This is a genomic window from Streptomyces sp. NPDC059455 (genome assembly GCF_042750115.1).
In the GTDB taxonomy this organism is placed as follows: Bacteria; Actinomycetota; Actinomycetes; order Streptomycetales; family Streptomycetaceae; genus Streptomyces; species Streptomyces endocoffeicus.
Window position 1 is genome coordinate 1 of the sequence record NZ_JBHYVB010000020.1, and the last position, 26,329, is coordinate 26,329.

Sequence of the window (26,329 nt, forward strand, 5' to 3'; positions counted from 1 at the left end):
GCCATCGCCAAACTGTGTTTACTCCCCAACCCCTTAAAAACCATTTGGCCGGGGGGGCCCCCCCCCCCCGGGGGGGGGGGCCCCCCCCCCCCCCCCCCACCACGGGTCATTCGCCGGTACCCAACGCGGCGACCGGGCTGACCCGGGCCGCGCGGCGGGCCGGCAGCAGTCCGGTGAGCGTCGTGACGGCCGTCAACCCGACGAAGACGCCCGCCAGTTGCCCGTACGGCAGGTGCAGCGGAGCGCCGAGGTTCAGCGCCTGGATCACCAGCCAGGCGTAGGGCACGCCGAGGAGCAGTCCCAGGACGCCGCCCAGGACCCCGTACAGGCCCGCCTCGACACCGATCATGGTGCGCGGCCCGGCACGGCCGAGTCCCAGCGCGCGCAGCAGGCCCGACTCGCGGGTGCGTTCCAGCACGGTGAGGCCGGTCGTGGTGGCGACGCCGACCACGGCGATCAGCACGGTGAGGCCGAGCAGCCCCAGCGCCGTGGTGGCCAGCAGGGCGATGTCGTCGTCGCTGCGTTCGCGGTCCTCCGCGAGGACGTTCAGATGGACGTCGTCCTGGGCGTCGGCGGCCTCCGCGAGCGCCTTCGCCGCCGCGTTGCGGCCCGCCTGCCCACCCATGGCGGCGTTCGCCAGGACACCGGTCGCCCGCGGCGGACGTCCATGACGACGACGTCGGCCGCGACGGTGTCCAGCAGCGCGAGAGCCTCCGCCCCGTCGTTCGCCTCCCCGACAACGTCGATGTCGGGCTGCGCGTCCAGCACCATGACGAACCCGGCGCGCACCAGCGGCTGGTCGTCCACGACGACCACCCGGATCGGCCCGCCCGCACCACCGTCACCCGCAGCGCCGCCGCTCACGCCGCCGTCGCCCGCACCGCCGTCGCTCATGCCGCCGTCCTCACCGGAAGTTCGACTCTGACCTGCCAGCCCGGCCCGAGCCGGGGGCCCGCGCTGAACCGGCCGCCGTGCACATCGACCTGCTCCCGCATGCCCACCAGCCCGTTGCCGCCGGAGCGGGACACCGTCTCCGAGCCGGAGCCGGCGCGCTTCCCGGCCCCGTCGTCGACGACCTCCAAGGCCGCGATGGTCTCGTCGAAGGTGAGGGTGACGGCGACGTGAGCACCGGGACCGGCGTGCCGCAGCGCGTTCGTCATGCCCTCCTGAACGATCCGGAAAAGCGTCAGCTCGCCTGCGCGCGAGAGCCCGGCGGGCTTGTCCCCAATGCTCAGATCCACCTGTAACCCGGCGGCGCGGGCCCGCTCCACCAGCGGTTCGAGATGGTCCAGGCCCACCCGGCGGCGGTCCTCGCCACCCTCGCCGCCGGACCCCTTCCCGCCCCGCAGCACCTTGACGATGTGGTGCATGTCCTCCAACGCGTCCCGACCAGTGGCCGCGATCGTCCGCAGCGCCTCCTGGGCCCGGCCAGGGTCCGCCTCGATCACGTAACTCGCGCCGTCCGCCTGCACGGTCATCACCGACAGGCTGTGCGCCACCACATCGTGCAACTCCCGGGCGATCTCGGTGCGTTCCTCGGCGGCGGCCAGCCGGGCGAGGTGCACGCGCTCCCGCTCCGCGGTGGCGGCACGCTCCTCCAGGGCGGCCACATACAGCCGGCGGGTCCGCAGCACATACGCCGTCAGCCACACCGCCGCACAGAGCCCGGCAATCGTCAGGCCCTCGTTGAGGGAGTCCCGGCCGCTCACCGAGGCGACGGAGGAGACGCCCCCGTAGGTCAGCGCGACGCCCAGCACGACGACGCCTCCCGCGGCGTACACCTTCCACATCCGCTCGGCATGGCTCACCACCGTCACCATCGCCACGAGCAGGGCTCCGTCGTACATCGTGGTGCCTCCCGCCAACGGCTCGCGGGGAAGCGTCGCCAGCAGGTACTGCGTCAGGGCGAGAGCGGAGACGACCGCCATCACGGTCAGGGGAAGACGCCGGCGGAACACCACGGCCACCGCCATCGACAGACCGATGAGCCGGTCGACGCCCGTGTCGTAGAACAGCGTCGCATAGCCGACCAGCCCGGCCAGGGCCAGGTCGTACGCCCGGTGCATCCCCGACGTCGACGGTATCCGGCCCAGCACGGCCGTCAGTCCAACAACGCTGATCACACCCCTCGCACCCCTCACATCGCGAGCCGCCCTTCGAGGCTCCGTCCCGGGCCGTCGGCGGGGCTGGACGTCCATCTTCCCCCACCCGGCGAGACAGGCGAAGTTATCCACAGGGGAGTTATCCACAGGACTGCCGGATAGGAGCCAGAAACGGAAGACTGAGGGCACTGCTGCAGGAGGGGGATCACCATGCCGGCGTCACTGGCGGTGCTGCGGGACAGCCACCGGACGGAAGTCGAGCGGCTGCTGTCGCGGGCCGTGGAGGAGGAGGTGCGCCGCTCGGGCGGGCGCACCGACGGCGGGGTGCTGCTCAGCCGGGCGCGCGGCGCGCTCGACGAGATGACCGCCGCCGCCGCGGAGGAGTACGGGGCGTATGTGCGCGCGCTGGACGAGTCGGACGCGGGCAGCAGACCGCTCTCCGCCCGGCTGTCGCGCGGGCAGTTGGGCACCCCGGCGCTGGCCGCGGCGGTCGCCGCGGTGGCGGCCTTCGGCGCGGATCTCGGGTACGGCACCTCGGCGGGCACGGCGCTGGGCGCGGGGGTCACGGCCGCCGTCGCCGGGTCGGCCGCCGCCGTCGTCAAGCTCACCGCGAGCCACTGGCCGGCCGCCCACCGCCAGGCCGCGCTGCGCAACCAGCCCGGCGGGGCCGAGCAGTTGCGGCTGCAGTGGCTCACGGCGGTCGAGGTGCGGGGCATCCGGCCGTTCATCGACCAGCACCGGATGACCACGGCCGCCACCCGCCAGGGCGGCGGTTCGGCGAAGCGCTCCGCCTCCGTCACCGGTCAGCCGAGGCTGCGCGGCGCGGACCGCAGCCAGGCGGCCCGCAGGCGCACCGTGCTGGAGCAGTCCTTCGCCCAGCTCCCCGAGGCGGACGGCCCGTTCGCCGGGCGCCATGCGCAGATCACACAGATCGCGCAGTGGGTGCGGCAGGCCCGCGCGTCCACGGAGACCAAGCCCACGGTGGTGCTGCTGGAGGGCCCGCCGGGCTCCGGCCGGACCATGCTGGCCGTGCGGGCGGCCCACCATCTGCGCGATGAGTTCCGCGGCGCGTGCCTGGTCGATCTGCGCGGCGACAGCCCCGAGCAGGCCCCGCTGCCCACCCGCGACGCGCTGCTGCATCTGCTGAACCGGCTCGGCGCACCCCGCGACCAGCTGCTCTTCCGCGAGCGCTCCTCGCAGGACCAGCACATCAGACGGCTCACCGAGCTGTATCACCAGTATCTGACCGGGCTGCCGGTCACCATCGTGCTCGATGACGCCCACGACGCCGAGCAGGTGCGCACGCTGATCCCCGAGCGGTCCGACGGCCTGGTCCTGATCACCTCGCGCACCCCGCTCGACCTGCCGGACGACCTCGCGGCCTGGGTGCACCGGATCGAGGTGGGCCCGCTGGACGAGCCGGGCGCCGAGGAGCTGCTGCGGGCCTCCGCCGAGGAGCCCACCGGCGCCGGCCCCTACGACGGGCAGTCCGTGGAGCGGATCGCCGAGCTGTGCGGGCGGCTGCCGCTGGCGCTGCGGATCGCGGGCTCCTCGCTCGGCCCCCGCTCCCCCGCCGCCCTGGTCACCGACCTGGAGGCGTACGGCCCGGTGGGCGCGATCGAGCGCACCCTGTGGCTGCGCTACACCGACCAGCAGGAGGGCGCCCGGAGGCTGCTGCGGCGGCTGGCGCTGGCCGGGCGGGCCAGCCTGGGCGGCGCGGCGGCCGCGGCGCTGCTGGGCGCCGATGAGCAGGAGGCCGGCCGCCATCTGGAGGCGCTCGGCCGGGCCGGGCTGATCCAGCATGTCCGCGGCAGCCGCTACCGCCTCCATGACCTGGTGCGCTCCTTCGCCCACGCCCGGCTGCTGGACGAGGAGGAGCCGGAGCAGCGCACCGCCGCGCAGGAGCGGCTGATCCGCAGCTATGCCGAGCTGGCGGATTCGGTGATCCGGCTGGTCGACGGCAAGACCTCCACCCGTGCCGACATCTTCGGCAAGGGCGCGGCCCATGGCTTCGCCTCGCTGGACGCGGCGCTGCGCTGGCTGGACGACGAGTCGAGCTTCATCACCGCCGCGCTGCGCCATGCCGAGGGCGTGGACCAGTCCGCGGTGCTGCACCTCCTGGGCGCGCTGTGCGACTACTGCCTGCTGCGCGGCGATCTCTACCGGCTGGGCGAGATCAGCGAGCTCACCCAGGCCGTCGACCAGGGGCTGCTGATGCGGTCCGTGCAGTGGCGCACCGGTATCGCGGCCCGCCAGCTCGGCGAGCTGGACCAGGCGCGCACCACGCTGTCCTCGGTGGTGGACCTGTATTTCGAGGCCCAGCACCAGGCGGGCGCGGCCCGCGCCCTGTGCAGTCTCGGCATCACCCTGCACCACCAGGGCAATCTCGTGCAGGCCGCGGCGAAGCTGCGCGAGGCGCTGGAGCTCCAGCGGGCCGGGGAGCTGCGCGGCGACCGGGCCTGGACGATGCATGCCCTGGCGGCGGTGGAGCGCGACCGCGGCGGGCTGGCCGAGGCGCTGGAGCTGCTGGGCGAGGCCCTGGAGCTGCATGAGGAGAGCGAGAGCCTGCACGGCCAGGCGTGGGCGCACTTCCAGCTCGGCCAGGCCTGTCTGCGGATGGGCGATGTGCCGCGCGCCGAGTCCGAGCTGGGGGACGCGCTGGACGCCTACAGCCGCACCCATGACCAGCGCGGTGAGGCATGGGCGCTCACCCAGCTCGCCCGGGCCCGGCTGGTGGCCGGGGAGTCGTCGGTGGCCGTCGACCAGCTGCGCCAGGCCCTCACCCGCCACCGGGAGAACGAGGACGCGCGCGGCGAGGCGTGGACGCTGTATTACCTGGGCCAGGCGCTGGAGGAGCGCGGCGACCACGACTCGGCGGTGCGCGAGCTGGAGCGGGCCCGCACGATGTTCAGCCGGATGCGGGATGTGTACGGGCTGGCGTGTGCCCGGCATCACTCGGCGCGGGTCACCCGTGATCTGCGGGCGGCGCAGACGGGCTCGCTGCGCAACAGCGGCTTCGCCCGGCAACTGCTCCAGGACGCGCGGCAGGACTTCCGCCGGGTGGGCGTGGCCCATGGCGAGGCGTGGTCCTGTGTCGAGCTGGCGGTGATCGACGCGGGAAACGGCAAGGCGGCGCAGGCGCTGGAGCTGGTGGACGAGGCGGCCGTGCTGTTCGCGGGGTACGGGGACCGGCGCGGCCGCTCCTGGGCCCGGTTCCTGCGCTGCACGCTGCTGCCGTTCGCCTCCGCCGGGGGTTCGGTCATCGGCACGGCGGTGGCCCAGGAGGAGCTGGCGGATCTGATGCGGGAGATGCGCGAGGAGGGCACGGCGGGCGATTCCCGGCTGGCGGGGTGCGCGGAGGCGTTCGCGCTGGTGCTGGAGCGCGGCGTCGAGCCGGAGACGGGATGGCAGGCATGGCAGCTCGGCATGGTGCCGAGCCGCCAGTCGCGCGAGGTCATGGCCGTGCTGCCGGACCGGCCCCGCGCCTGAGCGCTCCGCTGGAAGTGCCCCCGCCGGAAGTGCGCTGAGATGCCGTCGAGCGTCCGCGGGACACGCGGTCAGGCCCGGCCGGGGCTCAGGCCGTGCGCTCCTCGCCCTTGGTGCCCTTGGCACCCTTGGCGCCTTCGGTGGAGGCGGCCGCCGGAGCCTTGCCGGGCTCCTCCGGCGCCTCCTCGAAGTTCACCCGCTTCATGTGCTTGTTCATGGACTTCATCAGAAGCCACACCGCCGCGCCGATCACGGCGAAGACGATGAAACCGAGGACGCCCGGGGTCACCTTGTTCTCGTCCAGGTCCTTGGCGAGCGGGACGAGATGCGTCATGGCGAGGGTGCTGGTGGCGCTCATCATGGGGTCAATTGTTGCGGACGCCCGCGAAGAGGTCGTCCTCGGGGAGGGAAGTGTCCACGCGCGACTTCGCGAGCTCGTACTCCTCGGTGGGCCAGACCTCCTTCTGGATGTCCATGGGCACCCGGAACCAGCCGCCGTCGGGGTCGATCTGCGTACGGTGCGCGATCAGCGCCTTGTCGCGGATCTCGAAGTAGTCGGCACAGGGCACATAGGTGGTCAGGGTGCGCTCGGGCCGCCCGAACGTCTTCCAGCGCTCCAGCCACTCCTCGTAAGGCGAGTCCAGCCCGCGGGCCAGCAGCGCCTCGTGCAGCGCCACGGTGCGCGCCCGGTTGAAGCCCTGGTTGTAGTAGAGCTTCTGCGGCTGCCAGGGCTCCCCCGCCTCCGGGTACTTCTCGGGGTCACCGGCCGCCTCGAAGGCCACCATCGAGATCTTGTGGGTCATAATGTGGTCGGGGTGCGGATAGCCGCCGTTCTCGTCATAGGTGGTGATCACCTGCGGCTTGAACGTGCGGATCAGCTTCACCAGGGGCTCCGCCGCGGCCTCCACGTCCTGCAGTGCGAAGCAGCCCTCGGGCAGTGGCGGCAGCGGATCGCCCTCGGGCAGTCCGGAGTCCACGAAGCCCAGCCACTCCTGCCTGACGCCGAGGATCTGGCGCGCCTCGTCCATCTCCTTGGCGCGGACCTCGTGGATGTGCTCCTCGATGTAGGGGTCACCCTGGAGCTTGGGGTTGAGGATGGAGCCGCGCTCCCCGCCTGTGCAGGTGGCGACCAGCACGTCCACCCCCTCGGACACGTACTTGGCCATGGTGGCCGCGCCCTTGCTCGACTCGTCATCCGGGTGCGCGTGCACGGCCATCAAACGCAGCTGCTCAGTCAAGTTCGATCCTCAGTGATTCGTCGTGGGAGACGGCTTCTATAGTGACCTAAACCGGGGACGAATAATTCCGATCTCTCCCCCAGCAGGAGGAACGCCCATGACCGCGGTGCGCGAGGGGCTGCCCGACGGGCGTTACGGCCGGTCCGCGGACGCGCGTGCCGACCGGACGCTGAAGATCGTCGGCGCCGTGCTCGGTGCCGGGCTGCTGGCCCTGATCGGGTGGTTCGGGTACGACTACATCGCCGGTCAGGACGTCAGCGGCCGGTTGACCGGTTTCAAGGTGGTCGCCGACGACGCCGTCGACGTCCGGCTGGAGATCACCAAGGACAAGGACGCCACGGGTGTCTGCACGGTGCGTACCCTGGACGAATACCACGACGAGGTGGGCCGGAAGGACTTCACCTTCGGCCAGCGCCAGGAGGACGTGGTCAAGGTCGTGACCGTGCGGACCACGGCCCGCGCGACCAGCGCCGAGTTGATCGGCTGCGAGCCTGTTCGATAATCGAACAGAACGTGTCGGGCGCCTGCCCCGATCTGACCAGCGCTGACGCGTTTCCTACGCATTGCGCCCGGTTCCCTCCTCCCCGTTTCTTGCCGGAATTGTTAGGCTCGTGGTTTCGCCCGGCTACGAAGGCGCACCCTTCTGAGTAGGGCGTTCATTTGTATTCCCAGTACCGACGAGGAGCACCTGTGACCCAGACCAGCGAGAACGTCACCTGGCTGACCCAGGAGGCGTACGACCAGCTCAAGGCAGAGCTGGAGTACCTGTCGGGTCCCGCACGTGTCGAGATCGCGAAGAAGATCGAGGCTGCCCGGGAGGAGGGTGACCTCCGGGAGAACGGGGGTTACCACGCCGCCAAGGAGGAGCAGGGCAAGCAGGAGCTCCGAGTGCGTCAGCTGACGCAGCTCCTGCAGCAGGCGAAGGTCGGCGAGGCACCCGCGGACACCGGCGTGGTCGCCCCCGGCATGGTGGTCACCATCGCCTTCGACGGCGACCCCGACGACACCGTGACCTTCCTGCTCGCCTCCCGTGAGTACGCGAGCGCGGACATCGAGACCTACTCGCCGCAGTCCCCGCTGGGTTCGGGTGTGAACGGCAAGAAGGTCGGCCAGGACGCGGAGTACGAGCTCCCCAACGGCCGCACCGCCTCGGTGCGAATCCTGGAGGCCAAGCCCTACCAGGGCTGAACGCCCGGTGGGGAGCCCCGGCCGAACGGCCGGGGCTCCCCCTCACCCCCGCACTCCCGCCGCCCCGTACTCCCGGGAGAACGCTCAAGCCCCCCGAAGAACGCTCAGGCGGCGCGCTCCCGGAAGAACCCGCTCAGGCGGTCGCCGAGCGGTACTTGCGCACCGCCAGCGTCCGGAAGACCACGACGATCAGGGCCGAGTAGATCAGCGACGCCCAGACCGGATGCTGCATCGGCCAGGCGCCGGACTGGGACAGGCCGGGGTCGCCGAAGAGCTGACGGCACGCCTGCACGGTGGCGCTGAACGGGTTCCATTCAGCGATGTGCCGCAGCCACGGGGTCATCTGACTGGAGTCCACGAAGGCGTTCGAGATGAACGTGACCGGGAACAGCCAGATCAGACCGCCGGAGGTCGCCGCCTCCGGGGTGCGGACGGACAGCCCGATCAGCGCCCCGATCCAGGTGAAGGCGTATCCCAGAAGAAGCAGCAGGCCGAAGCCGCCCAGGATCTTCCCGATGTTGGTCGAGTCCGCGAATCCGGGGCGCCAGCCCACGATCAGCGCGACGACGGCCAGCACCACCAGGGTGAGCGCCGTCTGCACCAGGTCGGCGAAGGTCCGGCCGGTGAGCACCGCGCCCCGGGCCATCGGCAGCGAGCGGAACCGGTCGATCAACCCCTTGTGCATGTCCTCCGCGATCCCCGCGCCCGCGCCCGCGGTGGCGAAGGTCACGGTCTGCGCGAAGATCCCGGCCATCAGGAAGTTCTTGTAGACGTCCGGGTCGGTGCTGTTGCCGATCTTCATCGAGCCGCCGAAGACGTACGTGAAGAGAACCACGAACATCACTGGCTGAACTAGCCCAAACAGCACCATCTCGGGAATTCTGGTCATCCGGATCAGATTCCGTCGGGCGATGACCAGGGAATCGCTCATCGTGCTCATTTCGCCTCCCCCTTCCCGGCGCCATGGCCGGTGAGCGAGATGAATACGTCGTCCAGGGTCGGGCGGCGCAGTCCGATATCGTCGATCTCGACACCACGGGTGTCCAGTTCGCGGATGACCTCGGCGAGCAGCTTGGCGCCGCCCACGACCGGGACGGTGACCTTACGGGTGTGCTCCTGCACCGTCGCCTCGCCCTTGCCCAGGACCCGCAGGACCTCCTCGGCGGCCGCGATGTCCTCGCGCTCATGCACCACGACCTCCACGCGCTCGCCGCCCGTACGGGCCTTGAGCTGGTCGGAGGTGCCGCGGGCGATGACCCGGCCGCGGTCGATCACGCAGATGTCATGCGCCAGATGGTCCGCCTCCTCCAGATACTGCGTGGTCAGCAGCAGCGTCGTGCCACCGGCCACCAGCTCCTGGATGACCTCCCACAGCGCCTGTCTGTTCCGCGGGTCCAGACCGGTGGTCGGCTCGTCCATGAACATCACGGGCGGGCTGACCACCAGGGCCGCGGCGAGGTCCAGCCTCCTGCGCATCCCGCCGGAGTACGTCTTGGCGGTGCGGTCGGCCGCATCCGCGAGGCCGAACCGCTCCAGCAGCTCACTCGCGCGGACTTTGGCCTCCCGCGCTCCCAACTGGTAGAGCTGGCCGACCATTTGGAGGTTCTCACGGCCGGTCAGATATTCGTCCACGGCGGCGAACTGGCCGGACAGTCCGATGGAGCGACGGACTTCGTTGGGGTTCTTGAGCACGTCCACCCCCGCGACCACCGCCGTCCCGCTGTCCGGGCGCAGCAGCGTGGTGAGCACGCGCACCGCGGTGGTCTTGCCGGCGCCATTGGGGCCGAGCAGTCCGAGCACGGTTCCTTCCGGTACGTCGAGATCGACGCCGTCCAGAGCCTTTACGTCACCGAAGGTCTTCACCAGACCCTCGGCGTGAATAGCGCCTGGCATGTTGGCACTCCCGGGGTTGGGTCAGTTCCACACTCAATCAAGGCATAAGTCCGCCCATATGGGCAGCGCTCGGCAGCAACTGGACGGCAATCGTAACCGAGACGCGATACATCGCGACATACGCGAGGCGGACAAAATGAAGAAAGCGAGCCGCGGGGCCTCTACCTCCGTGAGACCCGCGAGAGAAGCCCCGTCCCCGGGCTCGGGCTCAGACCCGTCCCGGGCGTCAGGCCATCACCGTGTACCCGGCGCCGCGCAGCGCCTCCCGGACGTCCTCGCAGTGGTCCGGCCCCTTCGTCTCCAGGTGCAGCTCCACCTCGGCCTCGCTCAGCCCGAGCCGCGGATTGGTGCGTACATGGCTGACGTCGAGCACATTGGCGTCCAGCGTCGACAGCACCCCCAGCAGCGTGGCCAGCGCCCCCGGCCGGTCGGTGAGCCGCAGCCGCAGCGACAGATAGCGCCCCGCCGCGGCCATGCCATGCCGCAGGATGCGCTGCATCAGCAGCGGATCGACGTTGCCGCCCGAGAGCACCGCGACCACCGGCCCCTCGAAGGACTCCGGCGCCGACAGCAGCGCGGCCACCGGGCTCGCACCCGCGGGCTCCACCACCAGCTTCGCCCGCTCCAGGCAGAGCAGCAGCGCACTGGACAGCTCGTCCTCGGTGACCGTACGGACCTCGTCGACGAGGTTCTCGATGATCTGGAACGGCACATCGCCCGGCCGCCCCACCTTGATGCCGTCCGCCATCGTCACGGGCGCGTCGATCGTCACCGGCCGCCCGGCCGCCAGCGACGGCGGATACGCCGCGGCACCCTCCGCCTGCACCCCCACCACCCGCACATCCGGCCGCAGCGCCTTCACCGCCACCGCGATCCCGGCGGCCAGCCCGCCCCCGCCGATGCCCACCACCACGGTGCGCACCTCGGGGCACTGCTCCAGGATCTCCAGCCCCACCGTGCCCTGCCCGGCGATGATGTCCGGGTGGTCGAAGGGGTGGATGAAGACCGCGCCCGTGCGCTCGGCGTACTCCTTCGCCGCCCGCATCGTCTCGTCCACGATCTGGCCGCACAGCTGCACCTCGGCCCCGTAGTCCCGAGTGGCCGCGATCTTCGGCAGCGGTGCGCCCTCGGGCATGAAGACCGTCGAGCGCACCCCCAGCAGCGAGGCCGCGAGGGCGACGCCCTGCGCATGGTTCCCGGCGCTCGCCGCGACCACCCCGGCCGCCCGCTCCTCGGGGCTGAGCCCCGCGATCCGCACATAGCCGCCGCGCAACTTGAACGACCCGGTGCGCTGCAGGTTCTCGCACTTGAAGTGGACCGGCGCGCCGACCAGGCCGGACAGATAGCGGCTGCCCTCCAGGGCGGTGAGCCGGGAGACCCCCGAGAGCGTCTTCTGCGCGCTGCGGACGTCGTCGAGGGTGACCGTCGCCTCGGACCCCCCGGAGGTCGTCTGGGACCCCCCGGAGGCGGAACCTCCGGATACGGAACCCGCGGACCCGGAACCCGCGGATACGGAACCCGCGGACCCGGACGCGGGGGCGGACGCGGGGACGGGAGAGGTGAGGTGCGAGGCCGGGCCGGACCCGGAGCCGGGCCCGTCCTCGTCGCCGTGTCGTGCAGCCATGGTCCCCAGTCTGGCAGCTCAGCCCTGACGGGCCCCCGCGGGCCGAGCCGGTGACCGGGTTGGCGTCATGCCGGTGCCGTACGAGGGTCCGCCGACGGTCCACGGCGCCGGGGAACGGCTCAGAACGGCAGGTTGTGGCTCGATGGCCGTCAGGTTTCTGCAGCCCCCGTACGGGCGGGCTCCCAGCCGCGTACTCTGTGCCACATCCCACAGACCACCGCATGAAGTGAGCCCTAGGCCATGCCCACCCAATCGGACATGACGACTCAACTCGACACCGGCGTACTGGACGCGCTCCAGCATCAGGTCGCCGTCTTCGCCCGCCGTGCGGAACAGACCCGGCTCGGCGGCGTCGGCCAAGCCCGCAATTCCATGGACCGAGCCGCGTATCTGCTGCTCAACCGGCTCGACCAGGAAGGCCCCATGGGGGTCAAGGCGCTTGCGGGGAGCATGGGCATCGACTCGTCCACCGTGACCCGCCAGGTCGCCCCGCTGGTCGACTCCGGCATGGTCAAGCGCACCTCGCACCCCGAGGACGGCCGCGCGGTCGTGCTGCAGCTCTCCCCGCGCGGCAAGGCCCGCCTGGAGGAGGTGCGTTCGTCACGGCGCGATCTGATGTCCCGCGTGACCGGGGACTGGACGACGGAGGAGCGCGATCTCTTCTGCGACCTCCTGACCCGCTTCAACGTCGCCCTCTCCGCCGCGCACACCACGGTGCCCCAGGCGACGCCCGCCACCTGACCCCGGCGCAGACATCTTGACCAGGTGCCTGTGCCTGCCGTGTCCTAAAAGGAACGGGAGGCGGAGGGCGTGGTGCGAGAGCGGCGGGCAGCACGGGATGGCCGCCGGGCCCGGGAGTTCGAGGCATTCGTCGCGGGCGCGGGTGGCCGACTGCTGCATGCGGCCACGCTGCTCACGGGGGAGCCGACGGGGGACACCGAAGCCGCCGAGCGCCTGCTGACCGCCGCGCTCGCGCGCACGTACGCCCGCTGGGACCGGCTGCGCGGCGAGGATCCGTACGACCACACCCGCAGGACGCTGGCCGCCCTCTTCGCCCACCGGGGCCACCGCTACCGCCGCCCGCGCGGCGGCACCCTGGCCCGGCTCACCCCGCAGGAGCGGCTGGTGCTGGTGCTGCGGCTGTACGAGGGGGTCGCGGAGGAGCAGACGGCGGCGGCGCTCGGCCTCCCGGTCGAGCGGGTCCGGGCGATCTGCACCCGCGCGGTCACGGCGATGCGCAGCGCGGCGGCCCGGCGTGGCACGACTGGAACACGTCCGTCCGCCGGAACCCGATCGTCCGCCGGAACGTCGTCCTCCGCCGGAACGCCACCGTCCACCGGCGCCGCCGACAGCCGGGCGGCCACCGGGGCGACGGGACCCGAGGCAGAAACCGACGCCGGAGCCGAGGCAGGAGCCGACGCCGAGGCAGGAGCCGGGGCCGCCTCATGAGCTTCCCGGACCGCAAGGAGACCGAGGTCCGCCGAATGCTGGAGGGCCCGCATCCGGCGCTGCCACCGGATCTGGCGGGCCGGGCGGCCGAACGAGGACGGCGCATGCTCCACCGCCACCAGGTGGTGCGCACCATCGGCTGGCTGCTACTGCTCGCCGCGGTCGTCGCGTTCGGCGTCTGGGCGGCGATCGTCGAACCGTGGGCCGCGCCGCCGCCCACCGACACCACCCCGCCCCTCGAGGGGTGGTGACCACCCTCAAAAGTCCGTACTCCAGACCTCAGACCTCAGACCTCAGACCTCAGCCCAGGGCCTGGCCCAGATCCATCAGCAGATCGTCGACCGACTCGATGCCGACCGACAGCCGTACGAGATCGGCCGGCACCTCGAGCGCCGAGCCCGCCGCCGAGGCGTGCGTCATCCGCCCCGGGTGCTCGATCAGCGACTCGACACCGCCGAGGGACTCCCCCAGCGTGAACAGCCGCGCCCGGTCGCACACCTCGACCGCCGCCTCCTCGCCGCCCGCGACCCGGAACGACACCATGCCGCCGAAGGCCCGCATCTGCTTGGCCGCGATCTCGTGCCCCACATGCTCCGGCAGCCCCGGGTAGTAGACCTGGGTCACCTTGGGGTGCGCGATGAGCATCTCGGCGATCCGCGTGGCGTTGGCGCTGTGCCGGTCCATCCGGACGGCGAGGGTCTTGATGCCGCGCATCACCAGCCAGGAGTCGAAGGGCCCGGCGATGGCGCCCATCGCGTTCTGGTGGAAGGCGAGTTCATCGCCGAGGCCGGTGTCGGAGACGATCAGCGCACCGCCGACGACGTCCGAGTGCCCACCCATGTACTTGGTGGTGGAGTGCACCACGACGTCCGCGCCGAGCGCGAGCGGCTGCTGGAGGTAGGGGCTGGCGAAGGTGTTGTCCACCACCAGCCGGGCCCCCGCGGTGCGGGCGACATCGGCGACGGCGGCGATGTCGGTGATGCCGAGCAGCGGGTTGCTGGGGGTCTCGACCCAGATCACCTTCGTACGGGGGCGGAGCGCGGCCCGTACCGCCGCCGGGTCGGAGCTGTCGGCGACCGACCACTCCACGCCCCAGCGCTCCACGACCTTCGCGAACAGGCGGAACGTACCGCCGTACGCGTCGTTCGGGATCACGACGTGGTCGCCCGGCGCCAGGAGCGTGCGCAGCAGGCAGTCCTCGGCGGCGAGACCCGAGGCGAAGGCCAGGCCACGGCTGCCGCCCTCCAGCGCCGCCAGGTTCTCCTCGAGCGCGGTGCGGGTGGGGTTGGCGGAACGGCTGTACTCATAGCCGCCCCGCAGACCCCCCACGCCGTCCTGCTTGTAGGTGGAGACCTGGTAGATCGGGGGGACGACGGCGCCGGTGAGGGAGTCCGCCTCCTGGCCCGCGTGGATGGCGAGCGTCTCGAAACTCTGAGGATGCCCCTGGGGGTGCTGGTGGCTCATGGGCCCGAGCGTAACGCCCGACGCACCCGTGCTGGATTCAACGACTACCGGGGCGCATAGGAACGACCGCCGGGGCGCATAGGCTGGACCACAAGCCGTTCCGCACCACAAGCCGTTACGGGCCTTCACACGGGGACACCTCATGGAGCTTCTGATCTTCCTCATCGCCATCGTCATGATCGGCGGGCTGATCGTCGTACCGGCATTGCGGCGGATGCGCGGGGGCCGCGGGGCCGTGCAGGGCGCGATGCGCGCCTCGGACCCGCAGGAGTACGGCTTCGTCCCGCGCGAACGGCTGGACGTACGGCTGCCCGGCCCGGACCGGCAGCTGATCGACGCGCTGGAAGAGGTCCAGGCCCGGCAGGACTGGCAGCCGGCCGCCCGTCTGCTCGCGCTCACCGACGCCACCTCGGAACTGCGCTGGCAGCGGGTGCAGACACTGGCCGGGGCGGCGGCCTTCGAGCTCGCCCAGGCCCCCGGCCAGGGCGGCATGTGGCTGCGCACCTGGCGGGTGGCGGCCCCCGAGGACCCGGGCGCGGCGGCGGTGCACGCGGAGTTCCTGGTCCGCCAGGCGCTGCTCGACCCGTCCTCGCAGGACTTCCGGATGATCCTGGAGGAGGCCCGGGACGTCTGCCACGAGGCGGCCCGGCTGGCCCCGGAGGACCCGGTGCCGCACATCATCGAACTCGGCGTGGCCCGCGGGCTGGCCTACCGGCAGGCCGACTTCGAGGAGCTGTGGACCAAGGTCACCAAGCTCGCCCCGCACCACATGGGAGCCCACCTGGCCGCCCTCCACTACTGGTGCGAGAAGTGGCACGGCTCCCAGGACCGCGCCGACGCCTTCACCCACGCGGCCGCCGCCTCCGCCCCCGCGAAGAGCCTCCTCCCCGCCCTCCCCCTCTTCGGCGTCTTCGAGCACCTGCCGGAGGCCAACCTCGTGCGCACCCTCTACCGCAGCGAGGTGATCACCAAGGCGATGGAGGGCGCCCTCTACGCCGTCCGCCAGGCCCCCGCCGACCACCCGGTACTGCCGCACGTCCGCCACCTGCTGGTCTTCTTCCTGGTCCGCGCGGAGCGATACGCGGAGGCCCTGGAGCAGCTGCGCCATGTGGACGGCCACGTGGGCGCGGTCCCGTGGTCGTACGGAGTGGACCCGGCGGCCGAGTACACGGTCTACCGGGCGCTGGCGGTGGCGGGCTGGGAGGGCGGCGGCGGCACCCCGGCGACGCTGCCGCGGTGACGCTGCCGCGGTGAAGGGGGCCGTGAGCGGCCCGGAATTCCCATAGCCCCGTACCCGTTGAAATAAAGCCGCCGCGCACTCGTATAAGACGAAGAACGCAAAGAACGTACGTCGACGTACGACTACGACTACGACTACGACTACGACTACGACGAAGGACGTGGCAGCCGCCGTACCCGTCCCGCGAGGAGCCCGAAGATGCTGTTCAGCCGCCACAGGAACCACCTCCCCACCGCCGAGGAGGCGCTGAAGGGCCGCCCCGAACCGGGCTTCAGCGTGCCCGACCGCCACACGGTCCTCGGCAACCCCCTGACCGGCCCCTACCCCGAGGGCCTGGTCGTCGCCGACTTCGGCCTGGGCTGCTTCTGGGGCGCGGAGCGGAAGTTCTGGCAGGCCCCGGGCGTGTGGACCACGCTCGTCGGCTACCAGGGCGGCCACACCGAGAACCCCAGCTACGAGGAGGTCTGCAGCGGCCTCACCGGCCACACCGAGGCCGTCCGCGTCGTCTTCGACCCGAAGATCACCTCCTACGCCGCCCTCCTGAAGGTCTTCTGGGAGTCCCACGACCCCACCCAGGGCTTCCGCCAGGGCAACGACGTCGGCACCCAGTACCGCTCGGCGATCTACCCCCACTCCCCCGAGCAGCAGTCCGAGGCCGAGTCCTCCCGCACCGCCTACCAGTCCGTCCTGACGGGCTCCGGCTACGGCGAGATCACCACCGAAATCCTCCCCGCGGGCCCCTTCTACCCGGCCGAGCCCTACCACCAGCAGTACCTGGACAAAAACCCGGGCGGCTACTGCGGCATCGGCGGCACGGGCGTCTCCTGCCCGATCGGCGTGGCTCCGGCTGGTGACTGAGGCGACGCCCCTTCCGGCGACGCGACGGCGATACCGAAGCGCTCCTCCCACCCTGTACGCCGCACCAGCCGATGCCGGGGCGTTGGTCTTCACGCAGGACGGGCACCCGCCGCGTACTCCGAGGCCGACGCCCCGCTCACCGCATGGCCGGAGCGCCACTTCGCCGAGCGCTCGGGCACTGTCCCCGCCAGTGGCCGAGGGGGCGCGCCCCTCACTCGTTCGGGCGATGCGATCGGGCTCGCACTCGATAGGCTGCTCCCAGGGATCAGAATCTCGCCCATGGGAGCAGCAATGACCACCTCCGCCACTGGGCAGCCACTCATCCCTCAGCCGCCTGCCACTGTCACGGCCCTTCGCCAGGCCGTCGCGCAGATCGCCCCCGCCGCCCTTCCCGCCTTCACGCGGGGGCTGGATCAGGCCGCCGACCAGTCCCGGCAGACTTCCGATCTGGCTCCTCTCCAGCGGTTCATCGCCCAGTGGGCCGTATACGTCCACATTCAGCGGCAGCCGAATATCGCGAAGGAATTCCGTCACTGGGAGGACACCGCCGAGACAGGCGACGCGGCACAGGCCCGACGCGCCGCGTCCGCGATCAGCAAGATCCTGGACGACGCACATGCCGCGCTCGCACTCCCACCTCGATGAGCGTCGGCTGGCGCTGGGAGTACGACCCCGCACTACTGTCTGCTGTAGCAGCATTTGCCGCACTAAAAGGCTGATTCCTAGGAGAAGTTCTACAAGACCTCCAAGACCCCATCTGACTACTGCGGCATCGGAACGGGCACCAAGCTAAGCCACCCGTCCGAGGGCGGCTCATGCCCTACCGGGATCGCACTCGCTGACGGCTGACGCGGCGGCTTCGAGGGCCAGGTGCCACGGATAGTTCTCCGGTCGGCCCTGGCCCGGCTTGTTGGGTACGAATCCGCCTTCCCCGTACAGCACGTGCACCCCCATCGCGCGGAGCGTGGCAACGCTGGTGTCGAACTGGGTGTGCTGGACGTAGGCGGCATTGACGCACGGCATAGCGACGGTCGGGATGCCCTTGCCGATGGCCTCGGCCACGAATCCGACGACGAACTTCTCGGTGATCCCCAGGGCCCACTGGTTGATCGTGTTGAAGGTCGCGGGTGCCAGGACAGCGACATCCGCGGGAGGCCAGACGTCCGGCTCCCAGGGCAACTTGTACTGGCTGCGCACAGGGTGTCCGGTCAGCTCCTCCAGCTCTGGCAGCACGTCATCAAGCCAGCGTGCGGCCGTGGGGGTCAATCCGAGGCAGACATCCCAATCGGCCGCCTGCGCACGTTCGATCACGCCAGCGATGTTCAGCACAGGCGGAGCGGCACTTCCGAACAGGTAGAGGACACGGTTCGCGGTCATGCGGGCAGTCCACCGCGCGGCACCCTCCCTCCGCAAACCCTCCCCGCTCAGGGTTGAGATCGCCGTTCAACGTCTTCTGCCGTGGCCGGGCGGGTAGCGTTTCCGTTGAGTGAGTCACGAAAGGGAGGCATGCATGCCGCTCCCCGACGACGAGCACACGGGCGCTCGGATCGCACATCACCGGAAACGGGCTGGTCTGACTCAGCGAGGGTTGGCCCAGAAAGTCCCCTACTCCTACAGCCTGCTCACCCAGGTTGAATCCGGGCACAAGCCAGCCAGCCCCGACCTGGTGGCCGCTGTCGCGAAAGCGCTGTGCATCGACGTCACGGCGCTGACCGGCCAGCCGTACGTGACCGAGCTACAGCAGGACCGGTTGGCCGCACTGGTCCGCCCGATCCGCGAAGCCCTCGACCTCTACGACCTGGGAGCCGATCCCGCGATCACACCGCGCCCCGCTCCTCAGCTCGTCACCGCTGCCCGAGCCCTGTGTCAGCAGGTCCGGGCCACAAAGCTCCATGACGCTGCTCTTGATCTCCCAGGAACAATGGCGGAGATCACCACAGCCGCCTATCGGACGCCGTCGTCCGAGCTGTGGGCTGCCCTGTCGAGTACCTACCGCACCGCGCACGACCTAGCAGTGAAACTGGGCTACTACGACCTGTCCACGGTGGCTCTGGACCGTATGGACTGGGCTGCCTCGCGGGCATCCGATCCGTTGCTCTCCGCAGTGCGCCAGTACATGCGTGCACTCGTCTACTTCCGAGAGGGCGAGTACACCATCGGTCAACGGCTCGTAGCCTCCGGGCAGGGGCTATTGGAGCAGTCTCCGCAGACGCGAGAGCGGCATGCCGTCGCCGGGCAGCTTCACCTCGGAGCAAGCATCATCGCTGCCCGCGCTCATGACGAAGACGCGGTAAAGAATCACCTCACCGAGGCCCGGTCTTACGCGGACCAGACAGGCGAAGCAACGGACGTGCACTGGCTGTCCTTCGGCCCCACGAATGTCACCGTGCACGCGGTGTCGGCTCATATCGAGATGCGGCACTACGGCGAAGCTCTGCAAGAGGCCGCGAAGGTGCGGATACCGCAGGACTGGGCTCTCTCCCGCGCCGCGCACTTCTACGTGGACCAGGCACGCGCCCAGATGGAAGCGGGGCGCTCTGAAGCGGCCTTGAAATCGATCGTGACCGCGCGGAAGCTGGCGCCGCAGCAGACCAGGTACCACGCGGGCGCTCGCGAGACCATCCGGGGCCTGATCCACTTGTCCCGTCGCACCCCGGACAGCCTGGATCACCTGGCTGCTTGGGTGGGCCTCTGACACTTTCACCGCAGTAGCCCCGGCTTTCACTCAACTGTGAAAGTTGGGGGCTTCGCATGTCACCAGCATGAATACTCAGCCGGTTTTTCATCCGCCACAGGACCCCGGCGACGCGGGCGTGCGCCCCGGGGCGTGGCCAACCTGAGGAAGCAGGTCGACATGCGGAACGGTATCGGCAGGGTCTTCGAACCGTTGGTGAGAGTGCTATGGCCCGGCCGGGGACGTCATCGCACGGCTGGGACACGTCAGCCGGTGGCCTGTGTTGACGCCCCGACGTTGCAACTACCTCGTGTGCACCAGATGTCGCGAAAGCCTGTGCTGCGCAGCGAGGACGTGCAGCTTGTCCGGCCGTATCTGGTGGCTCATGAGCATCGGAAGGACGTGCCTCGGGTGAAGCTGTTGTGCGCGCCGCACGGGATGGTGGTGGTCAGGTGAGTGCGCAACCGCGATTGCTTCCGTGGCCCGGCCCTGCCGGGAAGCCGTGCTACTTGATGTCGGATGAGGACGGCACGGGGTATCTGTCGCGGCTGGCTGACGAGATGGAAGCGGTCCAGCTTCAAATGGGCGCTGAGCTCATCGGCCACGCTCGCCTACTGCTCCGCGACCGGAAGGCGGACCCGCGAGAGCTCCGCTATCTCTCGGACCGTCTGATCGAAGCGCTGCAAGACGCTCTCCGGATCGCGGAGAGTCGCGGTGGGCGCCTTCCTGGGCCGGGCGAGTGCGGGAGCGACGGACCGACTCAGACGAGCAAGGGGCCGAATGAGTAGGGCTTCGGAAGGCTGGCAGGTCGGTCCCGCGCCGGGGCGCGGTCTGCGTCCCGGCAGAGACGGTCTGCTCGAGCTGCCGCTTCGAGTCCTCCGGCCCGGTCGCGCGTCCCTGGCATCGCTGGTGCTGACGGTGGTGGAAGCAGAGCAGCTGCACGCCGCCTTGTGCTACGCGCTCGGCGACAAGCCCGCTCCCGAGGACGCGCCGGAGTGCCGAAAGCCGGTGCGCTACCCGGGTGGCCGACAGAAGTACTGAGGCCGCCACTGCTGAATCACGCGCAACAACCGAAGAAGCGATATCCGGACCACCCCTTTTCGCCTGGACAGCTACCGGGGTGGTCCGGCTGGGGATCGATCACGACCCCCGGTGCCGATGGCACCGGGGTCATCGTCGTGCTCCCACTCGACGCGCCCCGGCCATTGGTCGTCAGGCAGCTTGTACAGCAGGGAACTTGACCAAATGGGCGACCCTGAGGACGACAGGTTCGACCGAGAGGCCGCCCGCTCAGCCGGCCTCCTGAAAGACTGAACGGACCAGTGAGCCGGAGTTCCGCGATTGCTGCTGTGGTCCGGCCCTGCCGGGAAGCCGTGCTACCTGGTGTCGGATGCGGCTGGCGCGGGGTAAAAGCGGCCTCTGCCGCAATCTCGTCCGCGGTGCATTCAGCGCTCGCTCTTATCCTGGCAGGGTGGAGCCAACCGTCCGATCTTGGAGGTCGAATGAACGAAGGCCCGACAAGCGTCGTTGAGGCGGCGTTCCGTTATTACCGGTCACAGGACCGCGAGGCGGCCCTCCCCCTTTACGCCGACGACTTCACGTTCACCAGCCCCCAGGACGACCACATCGACAAGGCAACGTTCTTCGAGAAGTGCTTTCCCACCGCCAGCCGACTCAAGGAACAGCGGTTGCTCCACGTCACGCCCGCAGATCAGGAACTCGTCCTCGTCCACTACGAGTACGAGCTCACGACGGGCGACCGGCACCGCAATGTCGAGGCGATCACCGTGCGGGACGGTCTCATCCGGGAGGTGCAGGTCTTCTTCGGCGGCAAGGTGTGAGTCGTCCGGAAGCCCAGGAGCCGCGACCGGGGTTCGCCCACGAGGCGCAGGTCGCCCCTCCCCTTCCTGCGCACCTCGGCAGGCGCTCGACGCCACACTGGATATATCGACCGACACTGCGGGAGCCCGCGTCTCCTTCGTGCCGCACGCCGCTTGATCGCCCTCGCAAGGGTGTCCAACCCCGTTGGGGGCATGGAAGGGGCAGCGGCCGGACATGCTCGTACCGGGGGATCGCTTCACTCAGCGAGTGACGCCCGATTCCGACACAGGGCACTTGCCAAGATGCAACGACTCTCACATCGCTCTGAAACGCAGGTGTGAAAGCGGGGGAACTATGGAATTTGACAACCTGAGCCGGTTATGCCTGTTCGTGGATGTACAGGGATACGGAAAGCGATCATTGCCCGAACAGTCGCGGATCCAAGGGTGGCTTGCTGAAGCTCTCGAAAGAATGCGGGAAAGCGCCGGACTGGAAGAGCGGGATCTTTCAAAGCAGGGGCAAGGCGATGGATGCCTACTGCTTGCCCACCCGAGCCTACCGCTACCCATGACCCTGGCCCGCTTGACGCTTGGACTGATGGAAGCCGTCGAATGGGTCAATGAGCCCCTCAAAGAAGCTGCACAGATTCAGCTACGGGCGGCTTTCGACACCGGCGTGGTCCGGCGCGCAGCGAATGGCTATGTCGGCCGGGCGGTAATTTCAGTAGCACGGCTAGTGAATTCGAAACCGCTCAGAAACATGCTGGTCGAGTCGCCAGATTCACCGCTGGCCTTGGCGGTTTCGGACAGCCTGTATCAAGACGTGGTCCTGTCGGGCCTGCCAGGACTCCCCGTCAATCGCTTCCAACAGGTCGCGATCGAAGAGAAAGAGTATGCGGGCTGGGCATGGCTACTGGCTCCGCACCGCAACATGACTGATGGCGGGCATCGCGACGTCATTCTCCAGCCAGGGCCGGCCCAGGGAGACGAGCGATGACGCACCATCACGTTCCAGACCATCCGGTCGGCGACTGACCGCCGGGGTGACCGTGGCCGACGTGCCGACCGAGGCGCCTTCCGGGGTCGCTGGGCCGGTGCGGAGTCCCACAGTGCCGACCGCCGCCGGGTGAAGGCACCCGGGCGGCGTCCGGCCACGCGGCGAAAGGGTTTCCGAGTGGCGGCCGACGCGCACCCTCGGGCCCGTGGCGACGGGCAGATGCGCGGCTACTGGCCGGCGGGTGTCGGTGCCGGTGCGAGGCCGTCTTCGACCAGGCCGGCGAGGACCGCTTCGCCGAGGGCTTGGACGGCGGACTGGGGGCGGACCATGACGGTGAACTCCTTGATGCGGCCGTCGTCGGCGAAGTGCAGCAGGTCGATGCCGTGGATCTCCTTGTCGCCCACCCTGGCGCGGAAGAGCAGCACCGCCGACTGGGCGGACGTGCCGTCGGTGCTGGTCTGCGCGGTGCCGGTGTAGTCGCCGAGGTAGCGGAAGTCCTGGAAGGTGCGCAGCAGGACCGCGAAGAGGCCCAGCACCATCGGCTTGCCCTCGAAGGGGGTGAACTTGACGGGGCTGTAGAAGCGGATGTCCTCGGTGAACAGATCGTCCAGGGCCGCGAGGTCCCGGTTGTCGATGGCGGTACGGAAACGGTCGGCAGTGGTCATTGCACACCCGCCTTCCTTCATAGTCATGGATGTGAGTAGTCATTTTCATGACTATCATGGTCGCGTGTCCGGCGACAGAGGCATGCACAGAGGCATGCGGAGACGCGGGGACGTGAAGGAGGCGATCCGATGGCCCTGCGGCACGCCGTGCTGGCGGCACTGCTCGAGGGGGAGCTCAGCGGATACCAGCTGACCAAGGCGTTCGACATCGGCGTGGCCAACTTCTGGCACGCCCAACCCCAGCAGCTCTACGCCGAGCTGACCCGCCTGGAGAACGACGGGCTCATCGCGGGCCGGGCCGTGGTCCAGGAGACCCGCCCCACCAAGCGGTTGTTCCAGGTGACCGATGCCGGGCTGGCGGAGCTGGAGGAGTTCACGGCGGCGTTCGCCAAGCCGTCCTTCATCCGCGACGACCTGCTCGTCAAGGTCCAGGCCGCGGACCATGTCGACAAGGAGACGCTGATCGCCCAGCTCTCCGAGCGCGTCACCTTCGCCGAGGCCAAGATCCAACTCTTCGGCAAGCTGCTGCGCAAGATGCGCGGTGACCGTACGGAGGAGGAGTTCCTGCGCCACGGCCACCGCATCGGCCCGTATCTGACCTGCCTGCGCGGCCTGGCCCTCGAACAGGGCAACCGCGACTGGTGCGAGCGCACGATCACCGTCCTGCGAGAGAGGCAGCACAACCATGCCCGACACTGACGCGGCGTACAGCCGCTACGTCGCACTGGGCGACAGCCAGACCGAGGGCCTGGGCGACGGCGACGACGTCGCGGGTCTGCGCGGGTTCGCCGACCGCCTGGCCGAACACCTCGCCCACGCCAACCCCGGCCTCTCGTACGCCAATCTCGCCGTACGGGGCCGTCTCGCCGCGCAGGTCCACGCGGAGCAGCTCGCGCCCGCCCTGGCCCTCCGCCCCGATCTGGCCACCGTCGTCGCCGGGGTCAACGACCTCCTCCGCCCCCGCTTCGACGCCGACCACGTCGCCCACCACCTGGAGGCGATGTTCGCCGCGCTCACCGCGCAAGGCGCCCGGGTCGCCACGCTCACCTTCCCCGATCCCGCCCGCATCAGCCCCCTGGCGCGTCCCCTCACCCCGCGCGTCATCGCCGTGAACGAGCGCATCCGCGAAGCCGCCCGGCGCCACGGCGTCACCGTCGCCGAAACCGGCCACTACCCCGTCGTCAACGACCCCCGCATGTGGAGCCCCGACCGCCTCCACGCCAGTTCCCTCGGCCACCAGCGCATCGCCGCCGCCCTCGCCCACACCCTCGACCTCCCCGGCTCCGACGACACCTGGAGCCACCCCCTGCCCCCGCCGGCGACGCCCGCACCCACCGGCTGGCGCGCCGTCACCGACGAACTCCGCTGGACCGCCACCTTCCTCGGCCCCTGGCTCACCCGCCGCCTCCGCGGCCGGTCATCGGGCGACGGCCGCACCGCCAAGCGACCTCAGCTGGGGCCGGTGCGAGCAGATCGGACGGAGTCCGTGAGCGACGGTGGGGATGTTCGAGGAACGCCGGCAACGAGGCGGTGGACGGAGAAGTAGAACCAGTCGTCACCCCCGTGAGAGGCTGCCGCCGACTGGTCGGTACTCGTACCGCGTCCAGCCCAGCGGCAACCTCATCACTCACCTCAGGGAGCGTGTCCGCCGGCAGTCGGCGCGGGGTTGTCGTTTCAGTGCTGTTGCGGACGGTGCGGTCGGGTCGGCAGCAGCGCGTTGGCGAACACGTAGTCGCCAACGTTGGTACCGATGGTCCTCCCGTCCTCGGCGTCCCAGCGGAAGTGCACGCCCAGCCAGAGGCGGCTGAACTCGCCCTCCTGGGCGACCTGGCTGAAGCTGGCCATCCGGCGGTAGGCCGTGAGGGTGTGCGGGTCCTCGGAGTGCGCGATGAACGAGACGTCGTCACGGCCGAAGAAGTGCCGCATCGCGCCTGCCCACGCGGCCGTGAAGTTGGCGTGCCCGGAGGTCCAGGCGGGGAAGCACGGGGTGAGCGGTGCCCCTGAGCGGTCCGCGCTGAGAGGCTCCCAGTTCGCGTTCGCGCCGCCCGTCGCCTGGATCGCGGACACCGGGCGCCACAGCTTGATCGAAGTGTCGAACTTGCTGTCCCAGGCCGCGATCCCGGCATCCGCCAACGACAGCGCCGACAGCGCGAACAAGTGGGTGGTCTCGTACGTGTCGAGCTTGAACTTCTTGGCGACGATCCCGGTCAGCTCGAGCAGTTGCCCCGGCGGGTGGTAGGTGCCGTCCAGGTCATGGTCCCAGAACCAGGCGACGACGGTCTGTTCGAAGGTGCGCTCGGTGGAGTCGCGGGCCCCGACCCGTCGCACCTCATCGCGCTGGATCGCGTACTCCGGGCTGGCCACCAGATCGGCGTAGGAAGTGAAGCCTCGCAGGCTGGAAGGCCGGAACTGCGAGCCGGAGCGGAGCACGAACGGCCGCACTTTGCCCCAGTTCGGGGTCACCGCGTCGCTCGGCCACCGGCAGTCCGCTTCACCTGTCGGCCGCCAGGCTCCAGATGTGGTGGTGTCGCCGCTGTAGACCTCCGGGTTGTCCGAACCGTCGCCCGCCCGGGCCCTGTTGATCTGCCTCACCACGCGGTCGACCACCAGGCGGTCGAGGGGGTCGTAGGAGTGGGGAGAGCGGCCGGTCCGAGCCTCGTACTGGGCGTCGATATAGGCCTGATCGCCCGGGAACAGCTGGGAGATCATCCGGTACGCCGTGCGGTCGATCAGCCGCTCCTCCTCGTCCGGACGCGGCCGCGACGATCTGTGGGCATACTTCAGCGGCCGGTTGAGGTATGGCTCGTACTTCAAGGTTCCGTAGGTGTACTGATAGGCGCTCTCGGCGTTGTAGATCGCCGCGTGGACCATCGCCCCGGCCCTGGAGAGTTTGCCGGGCGAGGCGTCCCAGCCCCGCGCATCGCGGAACGTCTGGAGCAGGACCTTGTTCCAGTACTGCGTCGGATCGTCTCCATACCCCGCCGCCGCGGCGGCCTGCGGCCCACCGGCCGCCACCGGACTCAGCCCGGCGAGCATGGCACCGGCCACGACAGCGGCCCGTAGCCGCCCCAGGCGTCCGCCGCCACGCGATTTCAGGCGTGGGAGCACGGACTTCGCGGTCGACTGATGGCCATGATTGGGCGCGAGAGTCACGGCATTCCTTTCGACGTCGCTGATCAACAGCGGCAGCGTAATATCCGTTATGCCACAAAAAAGATCAACCACGCCGATATGCACCTGGACTGTGATCGCCTGCCCCCGGGCTCGCGGTCGAGACCGATCTGCCCGGCCGTCTCGCGGCGAGCGCCCTGGCGCGGCGTCTCCGCGTCCTCGAACCAATCCCCTACTGAATCCGCCGACAGGCAGTATTTTGTCACCTTGTATTCGACAATGCATTTCTCCCGCTCCGCTACACATTGCGTTGGCGGCGCGATAATAATGCCTGTCTTTCAAGGCGCCGGGAGTGGGGAATGACGGCTGTACGAGTGCAGCGATTCCCGAGGTGAGACATCGCGGTAACGCGATGACGTAAGGGATCACTCGCGCAGCCGCATGACCGCGCCGGCCGGCGCCGGGTCTCGTCCGCAGGGCCGGCTCTTTCGATCGACAAGGCGGTCCCGCTCGGTCACGC

General features: G+C 70.0%; 27 protein-coding genes. 15 read left to right on the forward strand and 12 right to left on the reverse strand.

Features of this window, described 5'->3' with window-relative positions:
• Positions 1–106: 106 nt before the first annotated feature.
• The 3 genes from ACFXB5_RS09670 to ACFXB5_RS09680 are packed head-to-tail and all read right to left on the reverse strand — an operon-like array spanning position 107 to position 2,123.
• Positions 107–625: an FtsX-like permease family protein gene (locus ACFXB5_RS09670; protein ID WP_385204625.1), complete on the reverse strand. Its 519-nt coding sequence runs from the start codon at positions 623–625 to the stop codon at positions 107–109.
• The gene (locus ACFXB5_RS09675; protein ID WP_385204628.1) at positions 547–894 is read right to left on the reverse strand and encodes a response regulator transcription factor; all 348 of its coding nucleotides are present in this window, start codon (positions 892–894) and stop codon (positions 547–549) included. Before ACFXB5_RS09675 ends, ACFXB5_RS09670 begins: the two co-directional genes overlap by 79 nt.
• On the reverse strand, positions 891–2,123 hold the full coding sequence (locus ACFXB5_RS09680) for a sensor histidine kinase (protein WP_385204631.1): 1,233 nt from the start codon (positions 2,121–2,123) through the stop codon (positions 891–893). Before ACFXB5_RS09680 ends, ACFXB5_RS09675 begins: the two co-directional genes overlap by 4 nt.
• A 189-nt stretch (positions 2,124–2,312) precedes the next feature.
• Here ACFXB5_RS09680 and ACFXB5_RS09685 point away from each other — a divergent pair, with 189 nt between their 5' ends.
• A complete protein-coding gene (locus tag ACFXB5_RS09685; protein WP_385204634.1) occupies positions 2,313–5,591 on the forward strand; it encodes a tetratricopeptide repeat protein in 3,279 nt (1,092 codons plus the stop codon).
• 85 nt (positions 5,592–5,676) lie between these two features.
• Here ACFXB5_RS09685 and ACFXB5_RS09690 read toward each other — a convergent pair whose 3' ends face one another.
• Positions 5,677–5,946, reverse strand: coding sequence for a hypothetical protein (locus ACFXB5_RS09690; RefSeq protein ID WP_385204832.1), 270 nt, complete (start codon positions 5,944–5,946; stop codon positions 5,677–5,679).
• 7 nt (positions 5,947–5,953) lie between these two features.
• The gene (gene mca, locus ACFXB5_RS09695) at positions 5,954–6,826 is read right to left on the reverse strand and encodes a mycothiol conjugate amidase Mca (RefSeq protein WP_385204637.1); all 873 of its coding nucleotides are present in this window, start codon (positions 6,824–6,826) and stop codon (positions 5,954–5,956) included.
• A gap of 97 nt (positions 6,827–6,923) precedes the next feature.
• On the opposite strand from mca, the gene ACFXB5_RS09700 reads away from it, so the two are divergent.
• Both ACFXB5_RS09700 and greA read left to right on the forward strand, forming a co-directional pair.
• Complete coding sequence (locus ACFXB5_RS09700) at positions 6,924–7,328, forward strand: DUF4307 domain-containing protein (RefSeq protein ID WP_385204640.1); 405 nt, start codon at positions 6,924–6,926, stop codon at positions 7,326–7,328.
• 188 nt (positions 7,329–7,516) lie between these two features.
• Positions 7,517–8,014: a transcription elongation factor GreA gene (greA, locus tag ACFXB5_RS09705; RefSeq protein WP_201855093.1), complete on the forward strand. Its 498-nt coding sequence runs from the start codon at positions 7,517–7,519 to the stop codon at positions 8,012–8,014.
• 133 nt (positions 8,015–8,147) lie between these two features.
• On the opposite strand, the gene ACFXB5_RS09710 is transcribed toward greA, so the two are convergent.
• From ACFXB5_RS09710 to ilvA, 3 genes are all read right to left on the reverse strand, one after another.
• Positions 8,148–8,954 (reverse strand): ABC transporter permease, encoded by an 807-nt coding sequence (locus ACFXB5_RS09710; RefSeq protein WP_385204644.1) that lies wholly within the window; start codon positions 8,952–8,954, stop codon positions 8,148–8,150.
• Entirely contained in the window at positions 8,951–9,907 is a 957-nt protein-coding gene (locus ACFXB5_RS09715; RefSeq protein WP_385204647.1) for an ATP-binding cassette domain-containing protein, read from the reverse strand. Before ACFXB5_RS09715 ends, ACFXB5_RS09710 begins: the two co-directional genes overlap by 4 nt.
• Positions 9,908–10,133: 226 nt before the next feature.
• On the reverse strand, positions 10,134–11,531 hold the full coding sequence (ilvA, locus tag ACFXB5_RS09720; protein WP_385204650.1) for a threonine ammonia-lyase: 1,398 nt from the start codon (positions 11,529–11,531) through the stop codon (positions 10,134–10,136).
• A gap of 240 nt (positions 11,532–11,771) precedes the next feature.
• On the opposite strand from ilvA, the gene ACFXB5_RS09725 reads away from it, so the two are divergent.
• The 3 genes from ACFXB5_RS09725 to ACFXB5_RS09735 all read left to right on the forward strand — a co-directional run bounded on the left by ACFXB5_RS09725 (position 11,772) and on the right by ACFXB5_RS09735 (position 13,231).
• Positions 11,772–12,272, forward strand: a complete 501-nt coding sequence (locus ACFXB5_RS09725) for a MarR family winged helix-turn-helix transcriptional regulator (RefSeq protein WP_201855089.1) — start codon at positions 11,772–11,774, stop codon at positions 12,270–12,272.
• A gap of 69 nt (positions 12,273–12,341) precedes the next feature.
• Positions 12,342–12,980 carry a sigma factor-like helix-turn-helix DNA-binding protein gene (locus ACFXB5_RS09730; protein ID WP_385204653.1) on the forward strand — a complete coding sequence of 213 codons (639 nt, stop codon included), beginning with the start codon at positions 12,342–12,344 and terminating at the stop codon, positions 12,978–12,980.
• The gene (locus ACFXB5_RS09735; protein ID WP_086886529.1) at positions 12,977–13,231 is read left to right on the forward strand and encodes a hypothetical protein; all 255 of its coding nucleotides are present in this window, start codon (positions 12,977–12,979) and stop codon (positions 13,229–13,231) included. Before ACFXB5_RS09730 ends, ACFXB5_RS09735 begins: the two co-directional genes overlap by 4 nt.
• A gap of 49 nt (positions 13,232–13,280) precedes the next feature.
• Here ACFXB5_RS09735 and ACFXB5_RS09740 read toward each other — a convergent pair whose 3' ends face one another.
• Positions 13,281–14,444 (reverse strand): cystathionine gamma-synthase, encoded by a 1,164-nt coding sequence (locus ACFXB5_RS09740; protein WP_385204656.1) that lies wholly within the window; start codon positions 14,442–14,444, stop codon positions 13,281–13,283.
• A 142-nt stretch (positions 14,445–14,586) separates the two neighbouring features.
• On the opposite strand from ACFXB5_RS09740, the gene ACFXB5_RS09745 reads away from it, so the two are divergent.
• From ACFXB5_RS09745 to ACFXB5_RS09755, 3 genes are all read left to right on the forward strand, one after another.
• Entirely contained in the window at positions 14,587–15,684 is a 1,098-nt protein-coding gene (locus ACFXB5_RS09745) for a hypothetical protein (protein WP_385204658.1), read from the forward strand.
• Positions 15,685–15,882: 198 nt separating this feature from the next.
• Complete coding sequence (msrA, locus tag ACFXB5_RS09750; protein ID WP_385204661.1) at positions 15,883–16,542, forward strand: peptide-methionine (S)-S-oxide reductase MsrA; 660 nt, start codon at positions 15,883–15,885, stop codon at positions 16,540–16,542.
• Positions 16,543–16,833: 291 nt separating this feature from the next.
• Positions 16,834–17,187, forward strand: coding sequence for a DUF6247 family protein (locus ACFXB5_RS09755; RefSeq protein WP_385204834.1), 354 nt, complete (start codon positions 16,834–16,836; stop codon positions 17,185–17,187).
• A gap of 168 nt (positions 17,188–17,355) precedes the next feature.
• Here the strand turns inward: ACFXB5_RS09755 and ACFXB5_RS09760 are convergent, their stop codons facing one another.
• A complete protein-coding gene (locus tag ACFXB5_RS09760) occupies positions 17,356–17,919 on the reverse strand; it encodes a flavoprotein (protein WP_385204664.1) in 564 nt (187 codons plus the stop codon).
• A 133-nt stretch (positions 17,920–18,052) separates the two neighbouring features.
• Here ACFXB5_RS09760 and ACFXB5_RS09765 point away from each other — a divergent pair, with 133 nt between their 5' ends.
• From ACFXB5_RS09765 to ACFXB5_RS09780, 4 genes are all read left to right on the forward strand, one after another.
• A complete protein-coding gene (locus tag ACFXB5_RS09765) occupies positions 18,053–19,237 on the forward strand; it encodes a helix-turn-helix domain-containing protein (protein ID WP_385204666.1) in 1,185 nt (394 codons plus the stop codon).
• Between the two features lie 759 nt (positions 19,238–19,996).
• Positions 19,997–20,257: a hypothetical protein gene (locus tag ACFXB5_RS09770; protein WP_385204669.1), complete on the forward strand. Its 261-nt coding sequence runs from the start codon at positions 19,997–19,999 to the stop codon at positions 20,255–20,257.
• A 461-nt stretch (positions 20,258–20,718) separates the two neighbouring features.
• Positions 20,719–21,057, forward strand: coding sequence for a nuclear transport factor 2 family protein (locus ACFXB5_RS09775; protein WP_385204672.1), 339 nt, complete (start codon positions 20,719–20,721; stop codon positions 21,055–21,057).
• Between the two features lie 334 nt (positions 21,058–21,391).
• Positions 21,392–22,033 (forward strand): hypothetical protein, encoded by a 642-nt coding sequence (locus ACFXB5_RS09780; RefSeq protein ID WP_385204674.1) that lies wholly within the window; start codon positions 21,392–21,394, stop codon positions 22,031–22,033.
• Between the two features lie 227 nt (positions 22,034–22,260).
• Here ACFXB5_RS09780 and ACFXB5_RS09785 read toward each other — a convergent pair whose 3' ends face one another.
• Complete coding sequence (locus ACFXB5_RS09785) at positions 22,261–22,698, reverse strand: nuclear transport factor 2 family protein (RefSeq protein WP_385204677.1); 438 nt, start codon at positions 22,696–22,698, stop codon at positions 22,261–22,263.
• Between the two features lie 129 nt (positions 22,699–22,827).
• On the opposite strand from ACFXB5_RS09785, the gene ACFXB5_RS09790 reads away from it, so the two are divergent.
• Positions 22,828–23,397: a PadR family transcriptional regulator gene (locus ACFXB5_RS09790; protein ID WP_385204680.1), complete on the forward strand. Its 570-nt coding sequence runs from the start codon at positions 22,828–22,830 to the stop codon at positions 23,395–23,397.
• On the forward strand, positions 23,384–24,244 hold the full coding sequence (locus tag ACFXB5_RS09795; protein WP_385204683.1) for an SGNH/GDSL hydrolase family protein: 861 nt from the start codon (positions 23,384–23,386) through the stop codon (positions 24,242–24,244). Before ACFXB5_RS09790 ends, ACFXB5_RS09795 begins: the two co-directional genes overlap by 14 nt.
• A 128-nt stretch (positions 24,245–24,372) precedes the next feature.
• Here the strand turns inward: ACFXB5_RS09795 and ACFXB5_RS09800 are convergent, their stop codons facing one another.
• Positions 24,373–25,851: a vanadium-dependent haloperoxidase gene (locus ACFXB5_RS09800; RefSeq protein ID WP_385204686.1), complete on the reverse strand. Its 1,479-nt coding sequence runs from the start codon at positions 25,849–25,851 to the stop codon at positions 24,373–24,375.
• Between the last annotated feature and the right edge of the window lie 478 nt (positions 25,852–26,329).